At 42.7% G+C, this 20,174-nt stretch carries 9 protein-coding genes and 2 pseudogenes; all 11 read right to left on the bottom strand.

Going from position 1 to position 20,174, the window contains the following annotated elements:
* Positions 1 to 13: 13 nt before the first annotated feature.
* The gene (locus ACQYAC_RS16570) at positions 14 to 9,103 is read right to left on the bottom strand and encodes an amino acid adenylation domain-containing protein (protein WP_429943718.1); all 9,090 of its coding nucleotides are present in this window, start codon (positions 9,101 to 9,103) and stop codon (positions 14 to 16) included.
* Positions 9,104 to 9,122: 19 nt separating this feature from the next.
* Positions 9,123 to 10,265 (bottom strand): acyl-CoA dehydrogenase family protein, encoded by a 1,143-nt coding sequence (locus tag ACQYAC_RS16565; protein ID WP_061407022.1) that lies wholly within the window; start codon positions 10,263 to 10,265, stop codon positions 9,123 to 9,125.
* Complete coding sequence (locus tag ACQYAC_RS16560) at positions 10,252 to 10,521, bottom strand: acyl carrier protein (RefSeq protein ID WP_003214412.1); 270 nt, start codon at positions 10,519 to 10,521, stop codon at positions 10,252 to 10,254. The genes ACQYAC_RS16565 and ACQYAC_RS16560 overlap by 14 nt, the downstream gene beginning before the upstream one ends.
* A gap of 27 nt (positions 10,522 to 10,548) precedes the next feature.
* On the bottom strand, positions 10,549 to 11,604 hold the full coding sequence (locus tag ACQYAC_RS16555; RefSeq protein ID WP_061407020.1) for an HAD-IIIC family phosphatase: 1,056 nt from the start codon (positions 11,602 to 11,604) through the stop codon (positions 10,549 to 10,551).
* 14 nt (positions 11,605 to 11,618) lie between these two features.
* Complete coding sequence (locus ACQYAC_RS16550; protein WP_429943717.1) at positions 11,619 to 12,476, bottom strand: 3-hydroxyacyl-CoA dehydrogenase family protein; 858 nt, start codon at positions 12,474 to 12,476, stop codon at positions 11,619 to 11,621.
* A complete protein-coding gene (locus tag ACQYAC_RS16545) occupies positions 12,473 to 13,183 on the bottom strand; it encodes a thioesterase II family protein (RefSeq protein WP_058015574.1) in 711 nt (236 codons plus the stop codon). Before ACQYAC_RS16545 ends, ACQYAC_RS16550 begins: the two co-directional genes overlap by 4 nt.
* Positions 13,180 to 14,160: a C39 family peptidase gene (locus tag ACQYAC_RS16540; RefSeq protein ID WP_058015508.1), complete on the bottom strand. Its 981-nt coding sequence runs from the start codon at positions 14,158 to 14,160 to the stop codon at positions 13,180 to 13,182. Before ACQYAC_RS16540 ends, ACQYAC_RS16545 begins: the two co-directional genes overlap by 4 nt.
* A complete protein-coding gene (locus ACQYAC_RS16535; protein ID WP_429943716.1) occupies positions 14,123 to 15,664 on the bottom strand; it encodes a serine hydrolase domain-containing protein in 1,542 nt (513 codons plus the stop codon). Before ACQYAC_RS16535 ends, ACQYAC_RS16540 begins: the two co-directional genes overlap by 38 nt.
* A complete protein-coding gene (locus ACQYAC_RS16530) occupies positions 15,661 to 17,553 on the bottom strand; it encodes a condensation domain-containing protein (protein ID WP_429943965.1) in 1,893 nt (630 codons plus the stop codon). Before ACQYAC_RS16530 ends, ACQYAC_RS16535 begins: the two co-directional genes overlap by 4 nt.
* Before the next feature lie 12 nt (positions 17,554 to 17,565).
* Positions 17,566 to 18,696, bottom strand: a pseudogene (locus tag ACQYAC_RS16525) (amino acid adenylation domain-containing protein); the annotation flags it as partial.
* Positions 18,697 to 18,837: 141 nt separating this feature from the next.
* Positions 18,838 to 20,127, bottom strand: a pseudogene (locus ACQYAC_RS16520) (condensation domain-containing protein); the annotation flags it as partial.
* Between the last annotated feature and the right edge of the window lie 47 nt (positions 20,128 to 20,174).

Here is a 20,174-nt window from a genome sequence, read left to right as displayed (position 1 = left end):
TTCACCTCTTTACTTATATTTTCAAGTCATCTAATTCGAAAAGAGATACGTCATCTAATTGCTGGAACGAAGAAGTCAGTTCGATCTCCTCTATTCTTACAGCATCTACTGAAACAGCCCGCATGATGTCTTTCAGCAAGCCCGCAATCCGCTCTATGGTTTCCTCTGTGAAAAGCTCAGTATTATATTCGATCGTTGAAGAAAGACCGTCTTCCTGCTCATACGCAATCCAGAGTAAATCAAAGCGTGACGTTCCTGTCTCATACGGATAATCACTAAAGGTTAAACCGCCTACCTTCAGTTCTGGCTGATTCATGTTTTGCAAGGCGAACACAGCATCAAACAATAGATTCCGGCTGACACTCCGGCTTAACTGGAGGTCTTGAACCATTTGTTCATATTGATAGTCTTGATGTCCGAAATCATCGATGACGTGTGCTTTCACATCCTCTAGGAATTGCTGGTACGTCAGCTCTGCTTTAGGATACAAACGAAGTGGCAGCATATTGACAAAAATACCGATCACTTGCTGCAGCTCCTCTTGTTTTCTCCCTGCTACAGGAACCCCGACCGTGATATCTGATTGTCCGCTTAATTTGTGAAGCAAAATCTGATATACACTTAACAAGCCCATAAACAGTGTGGCGTCTTCCTTTAAAATCACCTGTTTAAATGCGTTTAGCTCCGCTTCTTCTATACGGAACGTATAATGCCCGCCGCGGAATTGTCTCACCTCTGGCCGATCGAAATCTGTTGGCAGATCAAGGAGGGGGGCACCCTCTAACCGATCTTTCCAGTAATCACTCGATTCTTTCAGTGCTTCTGATGCTAGCAGGTCATTTTGCCATTCTGAAAAATCTTTATATTGCAGAGCGAGAGGCTCAAGCGTCCTGCCGTCATATAACTGCATAAAGTCATTGACCAAAATATCTTGAGAAAGACCGTCTGAAATAATGTGGTGCATGTCCAGCATGAGCACGAATTCCTCTTCTGCCAGCTTCATCACACCGACTCTCATCAATGGAGCCTCACTTAACGTAAAGGCAGTCAAAAATTGTTCAATCACTTGTTTTTGCTCTTCCTCAGATCCTTGTGTCGATCCCTTAGTGAGGTCAAATAATGTGACTGCAAATGGTACCTCTTCTTCAATCTTTTGATAAGGGACACCATTCTCTAGTACAAACGCAGTCCGCAAACTTTCGTGTCTCTTAATAAGCTGCTGAAATGCCCATTCCAACCTGCTAATATCGAGTTTCCCTTTGATTCGTCCCGCTTTAAACTCGTTGTATCCTGTGCTGTTTACATCCATTTGCTGCATGAGATACAACCGTTTTTGCGCAGACGACAAAGGATAATGCTCCTTCACTTCGGCTTTTTCAATCGCATGATAAGCAGCAGTATCTGCTTGATCGATATATGCTGCCATTAATCGTATCGTAGGTATTTGGAAAAATTGTGGCAGCGTCAGCTCTACACTAAATGCACGATGAATGATACCAATGAAAGTAATCGCCTTTAGAGAATCTCCACCCATTTCAAAGAAATGATCATCTATGCCAATTTCATCAATCTTAAAGAAAGCTTGCCAATGTTGACTTAATGCTTTCTCCAGCTCCGTTTCTGGTGCCGCATAATTCGTGGAAAGCGCTGGACGAGAATACAAATTGCCATCTTGTTCATGCTCACCGCCGCTCTCTTCCTCAAGGGATAAACGGTCTACATATCGGTGAATACGATCATGTAAAGATGTTGTTGAAATAACCATTTGTTCCACTTGATCCAGTGAAAGCAATCGTTCAAAGATCATTCTTCCTTCTTTTTCTGTAATTAACGTTTCGGTAACATCATCTCCGATTGGAAGATCAAGCTGCTTCCCTTGCTCAAATTCCCAGCCGTCAAAGCTAATGACAGACCATTGTGTTTCTGAACGTAGATTGCGTTCATACACGTACGCATCGATGAAATGATTCACAGCTGTATAAGCTGTAAAGCCGAGTCCGCCCAAGATCGGTGACAAAGATGACAGGACAAAACAGAAATCAAGGGATCGATCACCTAAGGCATCATCAAGATGAAGTACACCATTCATCTTCGCTTCAAAATGCGGCTCCGAAAAAGTGACATCTGTTTGCTCCATCACCTGGAAAGATTGGTCGCCTGTCACTCCAGCTGCATAGATCACGCCATTGATCTGTCCATATGACGCATCCACTGTGTTGATCAATTGCTGGATATCTTCCTTGTGACGAACGTCTACTTTCTGAATAAGAACGTCTGCGCCTGCCTCTTCCAGTGCCATGACCCTTTGTATTTTTTTCTTTGTTGGATCCTGATCATCATGCGTAGACAGCCATTCTTGCCACTTGCTCCTATCAGGGAGCCCAGATCTGCTCGTTAAGATCAATGTTCCCTGCGTTTGCTCGGCCAAAGTCTGGGCGATATTCAATCCAATAAACCCAAGTCCGCCAATTAAAATGTACACACCATCTTTTTTAGCCAAATGAGCATGTCCCGTTTCGGGAACTGAACCTTTCGCATACTTTTTCACATATCGTTTATTTCGTCGATAGACCGTGAGAAGCGGTCCAGACGCTCGATCTAGCTCATCGCTTATTTGCTTTAGCAATCTCTTTTCTTGAACCCCATTTTCCACTGGACGATCAATATCAAGAATGCGGTAACGTAAGTTCGGTGTTTCTTGTGAAATCACCATGGCAGGCCCTAGATGGATCGCTTTTTCAGGATAAAGTACAGGCTCACCGCCAACGGCATACGTCAATGAGGAAAGAACTGTAATCGATACCTTTTGGTCCAACACATATTTTTTCAGTGCCTGGCCGATGTAAAGCAAGGAGTAATAAGCTTCTTGCTGCGTTTGCTTCACCCATTCTTCTTCCGTTTGAGATGGCTGTCTTTCTGAAAGCCCCCATAGATGGCAAACTTTTGACACGTTGATTTCGTCATCTGCCAGATTTGATATGAGCCTTTCATAATCAGATGGCTCTTGTGACCGAATGGTATAGCTTTTTTCGTCATGCTTCGTAAATTCATTTCCTTTACGAACCATGACGGACTCGTTCCGTTTCGTCAGGAGCTCAGCCGTAACCTTCTCTCCAAAAGCAGATGGATCTGCAAACAAAAGCAAGGCTCCGTCAGACGTATCTTCTAATGGCACGCAAGGTAAAAGATCCGCTTCCCAATGAGGGGTATAGAACCATTCATCCATTTGCTGCTTTCGTCCAGACTGCTTTGGTTTGTCTTGTTTCACACGATCTGCTGCATCATACCAATAGGAGGTTTGATCAAATGCATACGTTGGCAGCGGCATTTTCCGCGGCTGACGGTTTAAATGGAACCTATCCCAATCAATAGATAATCCGTTTGTCCATAGACGTCCAATTTGACCAAGTAAAAATTCAGTATCCGTCACATCTTGTTTTGCATGCCTTAACACATGACATACATGCTGGTTCAGGCCGTTCAGCGACCGATTGACCATCACGCTTAAATCTTGTCCTGGTCCAATCTCAATTAATTGAATATTGTCCTCTTGTAAAATATTTGTGATCCCTTCAGCAAAACGAACTGTATCGGTCATATGCCTTTTCCAATAAGACATATCCTTCGCTCTCGTATCTGTCATCCAATCTCCTGACAAATTCGAAATGAATGGAATGCGAAGAGACTCGGCTTTCATATGTGTTAATTTTTCTCCGAATTGCTCAGCTGCCTCCTTCATGACATGTGAGTGGGCGGCAATGGTTCCACCTAATCGCATACACATCAATCTGTTGCTTTTCAGCTCTTGTTCAAATTCACTGATCGCCTCTTCTAGACCTGACACAATACATGATGAATCATTGACAACCGCGAGAGAAATATCTTTTGGAAGCATCGGTTTGAGCTCTGCCTCAGGTAATGGAACACTCATCATGACGCCAGCTGGTGACGACTGCATCGCATTCGCACGATAGGCGACCATGGACATTGCGTCCTTTAAGCTGAATACCCCTGATATGGCGGCTGCCGTTAATTCGCCAAAGCTATAGCCGATCATTGCATCAGGACGAACGCCCCATTCAATGAAAAGCATGGATAAGGCATATTCAATGGCAAAAATGGCTGGCTGTGCATATTGAGTACTTGCCAATTGTTCACGCGCCTTTTCTGTTTCAGCCGCTAATGGGTACAGAATACGTGCAAGACTTCGCCCCGTTGCTTCTTCATATGCTTGAAAACAAGCATCCATTTGCTTCTTAAAGTAAGGCTCTTCCCGGTACAGATCTAATCCCATATTGAGATATTGATTGCCTTGTCCAGAAAACATAAAAATAATCTTTTGTTTCTCCACATGCGAATGCATGAGCTTTCCAATGCCCTTGCCTTGCTTTTCTGTTAATACGCGCAAAGCATCTTCTCTGCTTGCCGCAACAAATGTCTGACGGAAACCAAAGGATTGTCTTCCTGTTTGCAGCGTATAAGCTGCGTCTGCCAAATTGATAGAAGGCGTGTTGTCTATTTGGCTTGCGAGTTTGGCTTTCATTCGTTCCAAGCTCGTTTTGCTCTTTGCTGAAAGAACAAGCAGCTCAGCAGAACGAAGCATTTGCTGACGGTCTCTTTGTGGCGCTTCTTCTAATATGACATGTGCATTCGTTCCACCCATTCCAAATGAGCTCACCCCAGCCCGCCGCAAATGGGAAGCTGGCTGCTTCCAGTCGGTCAGCTCAGTATTGACAAAGAAAGGACTATGATCAAATGCAATGTTTTCATTGGCTTTTTTGAAGTGAAGACTAGGTACAAATGTGTGATGCTGAAGCGAAAGCACAGCTTTGATCAAGCCAGCTGCTCCTGCCGCTGCATCCAAATGTCCAATATTGGTTTTCACAGACCCAATGCGGCAAAATTGTTTTTTCTCTGTGTCGAAAGCCTTTGTGAGCGCCTCTATTTCAATCGGATCACCAAGTGATGTGCCAGTTCCATGTGTTTCCACATATTCAATCGTATCTGGTGAAACATCTGCTTGATGCAGGGCATCCTGAATGACACGTGTCTGTCCTTCGACGCTCGGAGCATTGAAACCAACCTTTTGATCACCATCATTGTTGATGGCAGAGCCCTTAATGACTGCATAAATATGGTCGCCATCTTCTATGGCTTCACTGAGTGCTTTTAAAGCAACAAGACCAACACCATCTCCGCCAACAGTTCCATCCGCTTGATCGTCAAAGGCGCGGCAGTGGCCATCACTTGATTTCACCATGTTCTGTTGATAAACGTAGCCTGATTTCACTGGGTGCAGGATCGACACACCTCCCGCAAGAGCTACATCTGAATCACCATTCGCAATGGATTGACAGGCCAAATGCAAGGCGACCAAAGAAGTTGAACAAGCGGTTTGCAGCGTAAGCGCCGGTCCTTTCAAATTCAATTTATGGGCAATTCTTGTACTTACGGTGTACGTATCATTGAGTGAACCCACTTCAAACAGCTCTGACATACCGCTATCAAGGGAAGCGGCAAAACGCTGAATCCATTGGAAATTCGATGTGGACCCAGTAAACAACCCGACCTTACCCGTATAATCTTCTTGCACATACCCCGCATCTTCCAACGCCTTATAGGCGTACTCATGCAGAAGACGTATTTGAGGATCCATCATTTCTGCCTGACCTGGCGAATAGCCGAAGAAGGATGCATCAAATAAATCAGGTCCATCAATGACACCTTTTGCCCTCACATAATCGGAACGTTCGAAAGTTTGACGGTCAATACCGGCTTCGAGCAGTTCTTCATCGGAAAAGAAGGAAATTGATTCTTCTCCGTTCTTCAAATTTCGCCAAAATGCCTCAACATTTTTCGCACCTGGGAATTTACCAGCCATTCCAATAATGGCAATCGGCTCATTGGCTTTTCTTGTCTTTTGTTTTACAGGCTGCGGGTCTGCCGCTACTTGCTCTGAATCGCCGCTTAAATATGCGGCAAGCTCTCTAATCGTTGGGCGGCGGAACATTTCGACCATTGGAATGCTTTGATTCAATTGCTTAGCGAGCTGTTGATTGACGTGGATCAAATTGAGTGAATGCCCGCCAATGTCAAAGAATTTGTCATGGACACTTACCTCATCTAATCCGAGGACTTTTTTCCAAATGTCTTGAATAACTTTCTCCGTATCAGAAAGATTGGTAGATCCCGCCTGTTTTTTTGTTTGCTGCGCCTGTTTCAAAGCAGGTAAAGCTCGTTTATCTAGTTTGCCATTTGCAGTCAGTGGCATATCGTCCAATTGAACAAAATGAGTTGGAATCATATAATCCGGCAGTTGATCAGCCAACGCTTGTTTTATTGCCGCTTGATCAAGTATGGCTGTCGTGACAACATATGCGGCCAAACATGGTGTACCAGAAGCATCTGGCTTTACAACAACTGCTGCTGCTTTTATTCCTGGCTGTTCATTCAGCCAAAATTCTATTTCACCAGTTTCAATCCGGTAGCCTCTCAGCTTCACTTGATCATCATTTCGACCTAAAAATTGAATGAGCCCATTAGGGAGAATACGCGCTGCATCACCTGTTTTATAAATTTTTTCACCTGGCTGGAAAGGGTGGTCGACAAATCTTTCTTCGGTTAGTTCTGGGCGATTCAAATAGCCTTTTGCGACACCTTTTCCGCCAATATATAATTCACCGACGGCTCCTTCCGGCATGAGATTCATATGTCTGTCAAACAGAAGAATATCTGTATGCTGTGCAGGCTTTCCGATCGGTACATACACGTCTTGATCAAGATCCTGATCATATTGATGAATCATGCAGCCAACGACCGTTTCAGTTGGTCCATATTCATTCACAATTTCAATTGGCTGCGGGAAGGACTGCTGAATGGTTTTCGCTAAAGATGTTTCCAGCTGCTCTCCGCCTAAAATGAAACATTTCATTTGGCTGTCTGGGAAAGACAAATGCTTAATAAACTGTAAATGAGATGGTGTCAGTTTCATCACATGCACGCGATTGTCTTTTATGATGTCTTCGACAAGCAGCTGCCGGTTTTCATGGTGATAAATCATGATGGTATTTCCTGAAATGAGCGGCGTGAAAATAGAAGTAACCGTCAGGTCAAAGGACAGTGAAGTGTACAAAGCAAAATGCCTTGTTTCTCCTCGAACATATACTTGCTTCGCCCATTCAATATAGTTGGCTAAGCCAAGATGATGAATGAGTACACCTTTTGGTCTTCCGGTCGTTCCTGATGTATAAATGCAGTAGGCTGTTTGGTCTGAGGTGATGGCTTCTGCCAAGTTGTCTGATGGTCCGGTGTATAGATCCGGCTGCGTGATATCGATTTTTTCTCCATGATAGGCGTAGGTGAGCCCTTTTATTGGGTGAGTTAAGAGCCATTCCACTCCGCTGTCTTCTAATAGATATTCTATTCGTTCCTGCGGATATTCAGGATCAATCGGCACATATGCACCGCCAGCTTTTAAGATCGCTAAGCATGCTATTACCATTTCAATGGAATGCTCTGCTAAAATGCCGACACGCTGCTCCTGTTTGACCCCTTTGTTTTGTAAATAACGTGCGAGCTGGTTCACTCTCTTATTGAGTTGTTCATATGTAACCGTCGTATCGCCAAACTCAACTGCAGCTGCCGCTGGCGTTCGCTCTACTTGTGCTTCAAATAGGTCAATCACCGTTGGCTCATTGCTAGATGTTGCTCCGCCATATTGCCGGAAGACCGCCAACTGCTTTTCTTTCTCTTCTTCTGATAGCAGCTGTAGTTGAGCAGCAGTTTTGTGCGGATGAGCACAGGCATCAGACAGGAGATGAAGAAAATGCTGACACCACTTTTCGATTTGCTCAGCTGAAAAGCTGACGGGGTTATACACCAATGAAAAGTGCAGCTGATCATCAAATGCCTGGACACTAAGCGTGAGATCGAATTCTGTCTGCTCAGTCATCTCAAATCCACGAATACGAATTGGCTGATCGTTTTTCGTGAGCATTTGATCTAATGGATAGTTTTCAATGACGACGATTGAATCAAATAATGATTGCTCTGCAGTCATTCCTGCATAATTCTTTAAGGCAGATAGCGGGGTATGTTCATATTCATTTCTTACAGCGATCTCACGGCTCACTTCCTGCATCTGTTCAAGAATTGGCCGTTCCTGTTCGAATGAGACCCGCAGCGGTAATGTGTTAATGAACAGCCCAGTCATCTTTTCAATATGAGGGACATCTGCATTTCTCCCCGATACTGTTGTCCCAAACACAATATCATCTTGGTTGGCATACTTAGATAGCAAAACTCCCCACAGCGTATACATCACAGATGCCAGCGTCACGTCATATTGATTCGTGAATTTGCTCAGACTCTCGGCAATGGACGTATCCACTTGATGTTCATATTGATGAAACACTTCTGAATGTTCATATGCGCCGCTTGATTTCGGAAGCAGTTCTGCATAACTCCAGCCGTTGAAAACATTTTTCCAATAGGCGGCTTGTTCTTCAGTCTGTTGAAGGTTTTTCTGCTGCCATTTGACAAAGGATTGGTAGGATGGTCTTTGTTCCAGAAGAGGTTTGTCCCCATTCGATAAGCGCTCATATGCACTCATCCAATCGCTTAATACAATCCCAAGGCTCCAGCCGTCCAATAAAATGTGATGGAAGCTAATGAGAACCCAGCTGACTTCATCATTCACTTCACATAACGTCAGGCGAAATGGGACTTCCTGCAGATCAAAGCGTTCTTCTCGGTTCTGTGCCGTTACCTCTTCTTTCAGCACATGAAGAGGCTCCTTCGCTTGTGTCAAATCACGATAACGAATGTCTGGCTGATGCTGCTTCAGTACAATTTGTACTGGTCTTGCGAGTTCCTGCCATCTGAACAATGTTCTAAGCATTTCATGCTGTTTGGTGACATTCGTCCATGATTGTTCAAAAATGTCTCGATCTATTGGTCCGTCTATTTCGATCAGCAGTTGTTCAAAATAAGCTGTTCCGTTCGGTTCCATTAAATGATGAAACAGCAGTCCTTCTTGGATCGTAGTGATACCTAACATATTTTCAATGTTCTGTTTATCCAGCTTCTGCGGCTGTAAGGCCATGGGCTCATCTCCTTTCTCTCTAAGAATGTTTCACGAAATAATGGCGTAAACCATAGTTAGCAATAACCTGTTGCTGAATTTGCGAAGTTCCTTCAATAATTTCAAGCACCTTCGCTTCACGATATAGTCTTGAAGCTGAGTTTTCCCGGCTAAATCCACTTCCGCCATGAATTTGGACATTTGTATTTGTAATGTCAACAGCGATTTTAGAAGTGAAATATTTTGCAATGGATGTTTCTGTGATCGCATCAGGATGATTCGCTTCTCTCATTTCCCCAGCCTTTAGGCATAAAGCTCTCGCTGCATGGAGCTGGGTCACTGCATCCCCGATCATGCCTTTGATCATTTGATGCTTGTACAATTTTTCATTAAACTGTGTTCTTTTACGCGAATACGTGACAAGAGAATCAACAGCTTCTTGTGCGATGGCAAGCCCTGCCCAAGCGACACTGTATCTTCCATGGTCTAATGCAAGTGACACCACATGGTTAAATCCGCCCCCAACTGGTCCTAAGACACAGTCTTCATGCACCCGGACATGATCAAAGGTCATTTCCGCTAAATATGACGCTCGGTTGGCCATCATTCCTGTAATTCTCTCAATCTCTACACCCGGCTGATCTCGATCGACAAGGAATGCCGTGACTTGTTCACCGTCTCTTGCAATCACAATAAAGAAATCGGCAATCGCTCCAAAGGAAATCCATTTTTTCGTCCCATTTAATACATAGGATTGTCCTTCCTTTTGATAGCTTGTTTCAACATGATTGGCATCTGAACCAATATTCGGCTCTGACAAAGCAAAGGCTCCGATTTTTTCTCCTTTAGCTAATTCAACAAGCCAGCCTTGTTTTTGATCTTCTGTTCCATAACGAAGAATGGCTTCTCCTACAAGTGAATTTACTGTCAATAATGTGCGTACATTACAGCAAGCTTTTCCCACTTGTTCTGTGAACTGTCCATATGCGATCGGATCAAGCCCCAGCCCTTGATAGGAAGAAGGGATACCTGCTGCCAAGTAGCCTCGTTTCGCCATATCTCGAATCAGTGACTCTGGCAAATGTTCCGTCTCATCAAATTCATTGGCAAACGGACGGATATGTTCATCGCAATACTGGCGAATGTCTTCAACGGCATTGATCGTTTGTTCAGCTGTTTTCATGAAGAGCTGCCCCCTGTTGTTTTCTCTCAATTAAGGCGACAATGCGATTGACCGTACTAAAATGAGCAATGTCGAGGTCTTCGTTATCTAATTGGAATTGAAAGTCATGTTCGATATAGTTCACTAGTTTCATCGCAAATAGAGAATTCACAAAGCCTTGTTCAAAAATATGATCATCATTTCCAAGCTCAATTTCCTCATCAAATACCACTAGGTTTTGCTCGATATAGGCTCTTACTTGTTCGTGTAGGTTCATGATTTAATCTCCTCGCTTTTCGCTTTTTTATTGTTTGGCTGGGTCTTTCTGATTTAATTCAATATTGACATCTACGTATTCTGGGAAAGGCTGAATCATGCTTAAATCATTTTCAAACAAGATATAGCCATCCTCCCCCTTCTCAATTTCTTTGAAATTGGCAAACTTATATGTGATGTACATCATACGGTTTCGATCGGTTTGTTTAAAATCAGCGACAAGCCTCTTTCCTCGCTTTTTCGCTTCTTGCAAAATCGTTGTGAGTAAGATGGTCCCGACACCACGAGACATGACGCGGCAAGACATAAGCAGCAGTTTGACATGCCATGTGTCACCTGTTTCTTCTATTAATGAGAGTCCGATTTTTCCATAGGAACCGAATTTATCTTCAAGTTCACAGACAAGCAGCAAGTGGGAATCTGATTGACGGAAGAAATCAAGCTCTTCATAATCGTAGGTTTTCCCGCTCGCATTTAATTGATTGGTACGGACGGTCAATTCTTCAGCGCGTTGGAGGTCTTGTTCTCCTGCTTCTGATATCACGAATTTCATTTGTAAAGACGCCAAGAATTTCTCAGGCGGCCCTTCATATTTCTCTTCTTCCTGCTGCCTTTTGTCCGCTTCTAAGTACATTCTTCTGCGTCGTCTAGCATCTTCTGTGATAAAGACTGGACGCAGGCGATCATCAGTGAGTAATGACAGATAATCCACTGCATCCCAGCACGTAATCTCTGGATGAACAGCCTTCACTTCTTCCCGCTCAAATGGCTGATCATCAATAAAGAGAATGGTATCTTTATGAATATTTAGGCGCTCACTAATTCTCTCTAATGAACTAGATTTGGCATTCCAATGAATCTCTGGATAGAGAAAGAAATGTTCAATTCCGAAGGCAGAAAGCTTTTCCTTCACGGCTGCTTCATCATTCCGGCTTGCTATAGAAAGAAGGATGCCACGCTTATCTAACTCTGTTAGTACTTCCTTCATCGATGGTTTTAACGTCACTTCATCTGACTCAAGTAAAATTCCATCCCATAATGTATGATCTAAATCCCAGACAACACACTTGATTTGCTTAGCCATTGGTTATTCTCCTCTCACATGTCATATTGGAAAAAGCCCTTGCCTGATTTTTTGCCGTACTCGCCTGCATCAACCATTTTGACAAGCAGAGGACATGGGCGGAACTTCGGATCTTTGTAGCTCTCGTATAAAACAAGCAATGAATTCAAAATCGTATCAAGCCCAATTAAGTCTCCTGTCGCAAGTGGTCCCATTTTATGACCGAAACCTCCGCGGAAAATTTTATCGACATCCGCTGGCGTGGCGACTTGATCTTGCACCGCCCAAATCGCTTCATTGATTGTCAGCATCAGCACACGGTTGGAAACAAATCCAGGAAAATCATGCACCACAACTGGTGTTTTATCAAACGATTTCAAGAAACCTTTTGCCGTTTCCACTGTGTCATCAGAAGTGGCTTTTCCTCTAATCACTTCAACTAACACTTTAAGAGGAACAGGGTTCATAAAGTGCGCCCCAATGACATTCTCAGGATGATGCATAAGGGACCCTACCTTTGTGATCGAGATACAGCTTGTGTTTACAAAATAGATGGTTTCTTTCGCACAAATATCTCGCAGCTCTTCATAAATAGGTTTTTTTATCTCCCAATCTTCCGTCACATTTTCAATGACGATATGCGCATCATGTAAGCCTTCAAGTGAAGTTGACAGCTGGATTTGAGACAGAACATCCTCTAAAGACAATGAGATTTTCTTCTTTCGCACAAATTGAACCAGTTGATAGGTCTTCTTGATTTTTTCCAGCGCTTCGTTTAACTTTTCTTCTGTGACATCAACTAATGTGACTTGATAGCCATTTGCTGAAAGGTCTAATGCCATATCAGCCCCCATGACACCTGCTCCAATCACGCCTACGTGCTTCGTGTTCATTTCTCCAACACTCCAATTCGCTTTAAAATGACATTGATTTTTTCTACGACTTCATTTGTTAATGAATGAATAAAAAAGTGATCTCCATCGAATTCGAAAAACGCACAATCTTCGCTTGTATATTGATCCCAATCCTCTAAATCAAACAGCACAGAAGGCAAATCACGCGTACCATAAAAAATAGAAATTGGACAAGCAGCTGGAACGACTTCATCACACAAATAGGTCTCCAAAAGCTGAAAGTCTGCTCTTAAAATCGGCAGAAAGAAATCAAGCACTGCATGGTTATCAGCAAGTTCCTCAGGAACGCCTCCCATCGCAATGATCGCCTCTTTTAATTTGGAATCTGACAGCTGATGATAGACTTTCTTTTCTGGAATATGTGGCGGGAAGCGCCCAGAATAAAAGACATGGACAGGCTCTCTGTTTAACCTTGTTTTCATTCTTTTTTGTAATTCATATGCAAGGACGGCTCCCATGCTATGACCGAAAATGGCATAGGGCTCTCCTTCTTTTAAGGAAGATGATGCCTGGTCATAGAGATCATCTGCGACCTGCTGTAAATCGGTTAGAACAGACTCTGTCATTCTTGTCCCGTGCCCAGGGAGTTCAAGGGCATGAATTTCTATCGACCGGTCTATATAAGATTTCCACGTACTGAATACGGTACTTGCTCCACCTGCGTACGGTAAGCAAAATAATTTCACGATACGCCACACTCCCTTTTGCATTTCATTTCCAATTCCTCCAGCCAGTGTTTTTCATCATGAATGATTTGTTCTAAAGAAGCTTTGATATTGGCTTGGTACCTACTAGACATCTCACCTGAAAAAAGGAGTTTCGCTGCCTGATGCCTCGCTTTCTCCCATTCTGCTAAAATACGTTCCATCCATCCCACCAGCTCAGGTAGATCGTCTTTGATGAGATTCAGTCGATACAGCTCCACTTTCTTCGTATTGATGATCTGATTGAAAGACGCCACGAGCCTCTCAATATCATCCCATTGCGAAAACTGCTCATAAAATGTTTCAAGAGCTGTGATTCCTTTTTCTATTGCGTCTATCTGACCATGCATATTTCTCAGGAAATAAGTCGTTTTTTGATTAAATAACTCAGTCGAGAGCTTGTCTGGATCAAAGTAGAAAGCCGCATAGGAATGAAATTGATCATTCGGCTGAAAATGATCATGAAAGGTGTCATACCCTTTCTGTACATCTTTAAATGACAGCACTTGATGCTCGTAAGACAAATTATCTAAATGCCGATTCTCTAATACGTGAAAGATTTGCTGATTTTCATCGAATCCAGTGATTAAAATGGAATGACGGCTATGGGTTGTCAAATACTCTTTTCTGCCTCGCTGAACGTAAGGGTCTACCCAAACGATTACCGGGCGGTCACATGTCACATCTTGCTTGACCTTTTCAATGAGGTTGGGACAATACGCCATTTTTTCGACTTGAATGCCTTGTGCATTCATAATTTTTTCTGGATCGTGTGCCGACATCCAGTCAATCTGTAGCAAGCCATTCTCTGTAAGCACGTAGGCAAATTGATCATTTAGTAAGTATGGAGCAACTTCTTGATTATGCAGCTTCACAATTGGAAAAAAGCAATTGAAGAAACAGCTGCGATAAAACAAATCATTATATGGATGAATGCCCGAAATCTGTTTGACGGTCATCTTTTTTTCCTCTCTTTCCAGCAGGAGATGTCACCATAAATCCTTTGATGAAACCAATCGTACAAAACCAAATGAAAAACAAATAATAAGAAATCGCTAATTCAATGAGAGAGGAAGGTCCCCATACAAAAGTCATTTTCCAAGGCAGCCCATTAAAGGCTAGCTGCGCAACAATCATTGGCAGGAGCAATATCCCAATTAATAGCAGCACCCAGCCGCTACTTTTCAGCCAGACGCGCAGTGACATGTCCCTGCGAACTAAAGCGCCGTTTCTTACACGCTTTTTCCACTTGATAAAACGAACGATAGACACTATTTGCAGCAAAATGAACAGACATGTGGCACCAAGGCTCAATTGATCAATGAGCTGAAAAGGATCCATTGATGACTCTGCTTCTTCATTTGTACCTGTGATCGTTTTGGCAATTAGACGTGCCGTTTGCTCTGTGTAGCTGCTATTCATATTTGCTAACACTCCGATCGCAATCCCTTCTTTTGGCTGGATCAGAAAAAATGATGAATAGTTTGGGTTAGAGCCTGCATGAAAAAGCGAGTCCACCTGCTCATGCGCCTTTTCTATATACCAGCCGGCATTGTAATAGACATGCTTCCCTTCTTCTGGGACATTCACAGTTAAGTGATCAGGATTTTTTACAAAGCGAGACCAAGTTGAATCGGTCAATTGATATTGCAGCCAAGTCCCCACATCCTGACTATTCATCACAATATAGCCTGCAGGGGTGTTACCTCGATATTCTGGTGCTTTAAAAGCATGCGGAGCAAGGAATTGAAGTTTAAATCCTTCTGAGACAGCACCGGATTTCATCCGTTTTAGCCCAGCCTCCGTTTGGTCAAGATGATGCCTTTTAAACAGCTCTTTCATATAAGCCTCATACGATGTTCCTGTTACATTTTCAATGATGAGACCAAGGACATCATAGTTGATGGTCGCATATTCAAAGGAACTGCCTGGCTTACGATTAAGCTCGATTGATTTTAGCTGATCAACTGTTTTTTTCAATGCATCCTTCGTAGTATCAGGCTGGATCAGCGCAATAGATTGAAAGGGAATGCCGCTTGTGTGATGAATTAATTGCTCCACCGTTAAACGCTGAGGCTTTCCATTGTATGTTGGAAAAAAACCTGGAATATAGCTGCTCACCGGGTCTTTTAAATGAAGTTTTCCTTGCTTCTCTAACTCCACAATCGCAAGAGCGGTAAACGCTTTTGATGTAGATCCAATTTCAAAGAAAGTGCTGGCTGTCACTTGCTTCTTTTTCTTTCGATCCGCATATCCAAAGCCTTTTTGGTACACCACTTCGTCCTTTTTTACAACCACAACGGACATGCCTGGAATGCGTCCAAGCTCCATTTGTTGCTCTATCACTTGATCAATGGCTTTAGATGAAATCACTGCTTTTGCATGTATCCCTCCGGCAAAGCTGCTTACCCATAAGATCGCTAATAAAAATGACAGATACATAACATACTGATTTTTCCTCATGTAAATAATGAATCCATTTCTTCAAGGGACATATCCACTGTTTCAAAATCAGACGGTGTAAATTCGATTCCTTCTTTCTCTAAGCAATGCTGTACAAGACGCTCAATTTGCTGTTCTACCGCTTGCAATAGCTGCGTCATGTCTGTTTCACACAGCTGTTTTTCGCTGAAAGAAAGATGGAAAATCAGCTGACCACCCTTGATGGTAGCGACCATATCAATGACGGTTGTTAATGGATTATCCAATGACGAGTCAATCCCAGATGTAAAGTAAGACATCTCATAATCAGATGATTGTTTAAGCACTTGATCAATTTCGCCTAGATAGTTAAAACGTAATTGTGGTGCTGAATGAGGAGGAAGCTGCTGATTGATGAGTGACAACAGCCCATAGTCTGCACCCTTATTTGGCACTTCTCGTATCGTTTCTTTGACAACACGTATGTGATCTGAAAGAGATTCAGACACATGAACATTCACAGGATACATGGTGGTGAACCAGCCGAACGTTCTAGATACATCGATCTCATCCTCTACAGCATCCCTGCCATGACCTTCTAATTCCAAAGAAATCCGCTCTTGATTCGTTTGCTGATAACAGGCTTGCGTCAAGGCTGAAATTAACAGTTCATGCGGCTGCGTTTGATACGCTTGATTCGCTTGATTGAGCAATTGATTCGTGAGTTCCACTGATAATGCGTTGGTTAATTTGATTTCGTCTCTGACATATCCCTCATTTGAGGAAACTGGATACAGAGGCTGAATATTTTGCACCGCTTTTTGCCAATAGCTGACCGACTCTTTTACACCCTCTGATCCTGCATACTGATTCACCCGCTCGGCAAATGTTTGATAGGAATGGGTTTTAGACGGAAGTACTTCTGCTGTAACCTTCTCTGCATGCAATAATTGAATCAAGTCCTCCACAAGAATTTGCCAAGACATACCGTCAGCTAATAGATGATGGGCGGCAAAGATGAGATGTGATTGAGAATCAGTTTGACATAGCGCTGCCTGAATCAATGGTCCTTGATAAAGATGAGTCCGTTGCTTGACCTGATATCCTACTTCTTGTAACGCTTCTTCCACATTCTCTTCTGACAGTGCTGTGAAATCGTGTATCATCAGCGGAATCTCTTGAATGTGTTCATCATAATAGAGTGTGTTTGTTGCCTCATGTACTTTTAACCTTAGTCCGTCGTGGTGAATGACGAGCTCTTTGAGAGCTTTCTGCACAATAGTTTCATCCATCTTTTTCTTTGAATGGACAATGATAGATTGATGCCAGAAATGTTCATCTTTTAACCGCTGGGACCAGAACCATTCGATAATTGGGATCGATTTCACATCACCCATAGCTTGCTCTTGTGAGATATGTATGACAGGTTCCTGCTGAACCACTTGTGCCATTTCTCTAAAAATGGGATAAGTAAAAAGATCCTTGGTTTTTAAATAAAGTCCTTTGTCTTTTAACTTCGCAATAAATTGAATCGCCTTAATGGAATCTCCGCCAAGCTGATAAAAATGATCAGCCGGTTCGATTGTTTCATTCCCTAAGATGTCTTTTGCTGTATTTACGATGATCTCTTCAATGTCCGCTGTTTCCTTGGACCACTCAACAGCTGTTTCTTGAGACAGCAATGGATCAGGCAGTGCCGTCCGATTGATTTTTCCGTTTTGAGTGAGCGGGAGCTCGTCTAGTACAACAAAATAGGCAGGTACCATATAAGCTGGAAGCTGATCTGATAATTTCTTTCTCAGTAAAAAGGACGTCGTCTTTTTTTCTTTTAATTCAATATAGGCAGCAAGCTGTTTTTCTCCTGATTCATCGGTTAGATCAATAACAGCTGCTTTATCAACTTCTTCAAGTGCCATCAATGCAAGTTCAATTTCACCGAGCTCAATCCGGTAGCCTCGCAGCTTGATTTGATGATCAATCCGGCCAATGTAATCAATCTTTCCATCATTTGCTCGTTTGGCGATATCACCTGTTCGATACATGCGGCGGCCGTTTACAAATGGATTGGGCAGAAAGCGTGATTCCTGCAAATCAGGTCTTTGCCAATACCCTCTGCCAACCCCTGCGCCTGAAATATAGATTTCTCCCACTGTCCCAGGCAGCACAGCTTGCTGATTCTCATCTAAAAGGTAGATCTCTGTATTGGGCATTGGCACCCCAATTGACACTGATGTCCCTCCATCATCTTGATGGAATTGATGAATCATACAGCCAACGGTTGCTTCAGTTGGTCCATATTCATTAAAGATGGATATCCTTCCATCACTTGCCTCTGTGATTCTTTTTGCCAAAGCGGTCGATAATTGTTCTCCGCCCACAATCATCCGTTTCACAACTGATTGAGAAAGTGCAGCATCAGTTAACAGTGCCATATGAGCTGGTGTCAGCTTGATGACTTTTGCTTTTTGATCAAACAAAATATGTTCTAATAAAAAGCCTGGCTGATCCTCTTGACGATAGATCACCACTGTACTGCCAATGACCAATGGCGTATAAATGGATGTCACAGTTAAATCAAATGCAATGGATGAATACAAGGCAAAATGATCATCTGGTGAATCAGTATAGTGTGTTTTAGCAGACATGATATAGTTCACTAAGCTTCCGTGCTCAATCATGACTCCCTTTGGCTGTCCTGTAGAGCCAGACGTATAAATCATATATGCGACGTCTTCATCATTCCCAGTGAATGGATGTTCCGGATTATACTGATCCAGCTGATTCCACACGCTGTTGATATTGTACGTATCGCCATTAAATTGGTATGCAGATGCGTCATTTGTGAAAAACAGCTTTGCCTGGCTGTCATCCAAAATAAACTGAATGCGTTCCTCTGGATACTCAGGATCAATCGGTACATACGCGCCTCCAGCCTTTAAAATCCCCAGCAGCAGCACAATCAGTTCTGGTGAATGATTCATACATACGGCAACAAAGTCATGTCTTTGTAAGCCATGTGTTTGAAGAAAATGCGCCATTTGATTGGTTTTTCTCTCAAGTTCACCGTATGTCATGCTATGAGATCCGTCCTGAAGTGCAATCCGATCAGGAGAAGACGTTGACATGTTTGTGATCAATTCATGGATTTTTTGTTTCTGTGGAAATTGCACGCCTGTATCGTTCCATTGATATAGCTCCCGATGTTCCTCGTCTTCTGTCATGAGAAGTACGTCTTTTAACAGCTGCTTTGGCTGAGCGAGTATGTTTTCGACAAAGAGAAGCATTCTTTCGTGTAGAAAGTCGATGTCTTCATTGCTGTAATCTGAGATCTTGTAGTCATATTGAAGCTCGATTTGCCCTTTTTCATCCCATTCTTTCACAGCAACTTGTAAGCCATAGGGCTGGAAGCCATTGTAAAGCTCTATGTATTCAACTTTGTATCCTTCCATCTCCTGCACCATATTTGTGCTGTAGGAGTTGATATAGATTTGAAAAAGCTGATCATACCCTGCTTTTGCAAGCTCTAAATCTTTGACAAGTGCATCATAGGGATAACGCTGATGCAGGAAGTAAGCCTTATAGCTTTTTTGAACGTCTGTTAAACTTTCTAACAAAGATAGATGAGGATCCATCTTCATTCGGTATGGCATTGTACTCACGGTCATACCGGACGTGGCTTTTTCCTTTTGTCCGGAACGATTGAGAACTGGCGTCCCAATAATAAAATCTTTTTGCTGGTATCTTTTATGCAAGTAAATGAAAAGTCCTAAAGTAAATAAAGAGTTGATTGAACAATGATGGGTATCTATAAATTCATAGATTCGTTCTGAGAGTTGGCGATCAAGGTAATGGCTTTGCCGATGGCCTTTGATTTGGTCCGTTCCCTGTACCAAATAACTATTAGACACATCAGATAATGCTTCTTTCCAAAATTGCTGATCTTTTTTAATTCTTGGGGAGTTCCTATATTTTGATTCTTTATCAATAAATACAGAATGATTGTCTGCTTCTTGTTCGATAGAGGAGCTTTGGGTAAGAGCAGTGTAAAGCTGGCTAATTTTATCGATGATTACTTTCATCGACCATCCATCTGCTACTGTATGATGGCATTTGATGAAATAACCGGATTGTTGTTCACCGATTTTTAGTACCGCAAATTCGGCGAGAGAGGTTTCTGTTAATTGAAATGGTGTTTTGAAGGCTTTTTCGGCCCATTCTAGCATGTCTTCTTGTGTGGAAAACTCATAGGTAGGAATAGTGTGATCGGCGTTTGGGTCAACGTATTGAAGCGTTTCACCATCTTTCTCTATTAGCTTGAGACGAAGTGATTCTGTCATTATGATACAAGATGCAATGGCCTGCTTCAGTTTATAGAGCTGCAACGGCCCATTGACGAAAATGATCCCGCCAATATGATTGATCGGTGTTTCTGGATAAAATGTTTCCATGTTCATCACGCGCCGCTGCGGATGTGTTAATGGCCAATATACTAAACTACTAGTCAATTACGCCACCTCTACTTTTCATATAGTTAACATTTCTACGAACATAT

This window comes from Bacillus sp. MM09(2025), from assembly GCF_050496725.1.
Lineage (GTDB): Bacteria > Bacillota > Bacilli > Bacillales > Bacillaceae > Bacillus > Bacillus pumilus.
This window is presented reverse-complemented; position numbering and strand designations above follow the sequence as displayed.